This window comes from Azospirillum sp. B506, from assembly GCF_000333595.1.
GTDB lineage: Bacteria > Pseudomonadota > Alphaproteobacteria > Azospirillales > Azospirillaceae > Azospirillum.
Map to the genome: position 1 here is coordinate 1 of NZ_BADK01000221.1, position 2,326 is coordinate 2,326.

Annotated in this window: 1 protein-coding gene and 1 pseudogene; both read right to left on the bottom strand. The window is 70.4% G+C overall.

Annotated elements, in window-relative coordinates; translation table 11 throughout:
- Positions 1-136: 136 nt before the first annotated feature.
- Positions 137-1,372, bottom strand: a complete 1,236-nt coding sequence (locus tag I71_RS07335; protein ID WP_042693263.1) for a serine hydrolase — start codon at positions 1,370-1,372, stop codon at positions 137-139.
- A gap of 183 nt (positions 1,373-1,555) precedes the next feature.
- Positions 1,556-2,326, bottom strand: a pseudogene (locus I71_RS07340) (hypothetical protein); the annotation flags it as partial.

Sequence of the window (2,326 nt, forward strand, 5' to 3'; positions counted from 1 at the left end):
CCCACCAACCTGTTCGCCCGTGAAAAGGGCAACTGGCGCCTGGCCCATCACCAGGCGGGGCCCATCGCTCCCGCCCGCGCCGATGTCGAAATCCCGGCCAGGCTGCCACGGCGCCTGCACTGACGGGACCGCGCCGTCACGGCAGGCTCGCAACTTCCGGCCGCGCTTCCAGGCGGTGGACGAGGTCGATCACCGCGTGGTCGGCGGCGGCCTGATCGGGGTCGCTGTTGGTCAAGGCCACCACGCCCCAGTCATGCGCCTTCGAGAAGGCGATATAGGCGTTGAAGCCGCCGGTTGAGCCGGAATGCCAATGGATCGGCGTGCCATCCGTGGCCCAGGCGACGAACCAGCCAAGCGCCATCGCCCCGCTTCCCAGACTGCCTGGATCGACCAGCGAGCGCCCGTCAACCTGCACGGCCTGCGCCAGCCCCAGTGTCGCTGCCACCGACGGAACACAGCCACGGCCGTTTGGACCCGCGGCGGGCCCGGCCCGACAATCCCCGAGATTGGCGGCAAGCCAGCGCAGCAGATCGTCGGCGGAGGAATAGAGGCCGAAGGCGGGGAGCATTGCCGGCGCCTCCCAATCCGGCACGATCCGACCGCGGGCGTGACCAGCCGCTTTGCGCGCCCGCTGCTCAGCCGTCAGTTGCAGGGTGGTGTCGCGCAGCCCGAAACGGTCGGTCACCAGCCGTTTCAGCAGCGTCTCGTAAGGCTGGCCGGCCGCCGCCGCCAGCGCCTCTCCCAACACCGACATGCCGGCGTTGGAATAGCTGAAGCGCTCCCCCGGTGGCACCGGCAGCCGGTATCCCGACAGCCACGATGCCAACTCGCCCCGCGAGAGCTGCTTGTAGGGGTTGCGCGGGTCCTCCAGCCGATTCCAGGAGAAGCGAGGCGTTTCCGGCACGTTGGGCAGGCCGGCGGTGTGGGTGGCAAGATCGCGCAGCCGGATCGGCCGGCCGTTGTAATCCGGCACATGGGCGACCGGCAGCGGTCCAAGGCGCCGCAGATGGCGCTGCACCGGGTCGGTGGGGGCGACGCGGCCCTCCCGCATCAGGTCTGCCATGATGGTACCGGTGAAGGGCTTGGTCAGGGAGGCGATCTGGAACAGGGTGCGCCCGTCGGGCGGTCCGCCGTCGGGACGTCCGGCCTCGCCACGACCGATCACCAACGTCCGGCCGCCGCGGATGACACCGACCACAAGGCTGCCGCCTCCGGCCGGTAGCCGCCACGCCTCGACCGAGTGGGTCGCTGCCTCCATCAGTGGGTCCGGCTGCGGGTCGGTCCTGCGGTCCAGGCCGATGGCCCCGGTCGGCCCGAGCGGAACACTCCAGAGCAGCACACCCAATACGCCCCAGAGCAGCCTGCGCCGCATCTCCGCCTCCACCCGGCCCCAATCGCTGGTCCGGAGAGTGGGCGGGCGTACGGCAGACGGACAGGGCCGCGAAGGGCGATCCGGCGAAAGACGGGGCGGGAGCCGCCGGGGGTACTCCCCGGCCGCCGCGCCACCGCCCGACCGGTCAGGCTTGGCAGACCGATGACCGTCGGTTGGCGACGGCTATTCGGTGGGGATGTCGGCCCTGGGCGGACGGCGGTCCTTGACCACGGACAGCGGCACGTCGTCCGCTGCGATCTCCAGGATCGGGTGGCCGTCCAGCAGCGACGGGCAGCGCTTCACCTGGGTGAAGGCCAGGAAGAAGTCGGCCTTGCGCCAGTCCGGCTCGATGCCGTTCACCAGACGCAGCCAGGGCGGCAGCTCGAACCGCACCGCCAGGGTATTGCCGCAGACGGTCAGCGTGTACTGCCGCGGCGGCGGGTGGCCGTCATTCTCGCGCTCGACATACTCGATCAGCTCCTGCAGGGCCTCGTGCAGGGAGTTGCCCCAATAGTCCAGCTCGAACCGGCCATCGGCACCCCGTACGCCACCGACGAACTGGTTGTAGTACACGTACTGGTTCGGATGCATGGCGCCCAGTTGCCAGGCGTACACCACGCCGACCACGGTCATCGCCGCGGCGAACCCCTGGCCCAGCGCCCGGCCACCGCGCTGGCACAGGGTCCACAACCGGTCGGCGGCGATAGCCGCCATCACAACGAAGGGCGGCGCCAGGAACAGGAAATGGCGGATGCCGTTGTAGACCGACGGACGCATCAGCACGAACAGCAGGATCGGCAGGAAACCCGCCAGCGCGAGTGGCGTGTAGCGGACGACCGTGAAGGCGCCCGCCCGCCGCCAGCCGCCGCGCGCCAACCAGATCGCCGCCATGATCACCGCCGCACCGACGCCGATCACCACCGCTTCCGGCAGCTTCACCGCCAGAAGACCGGC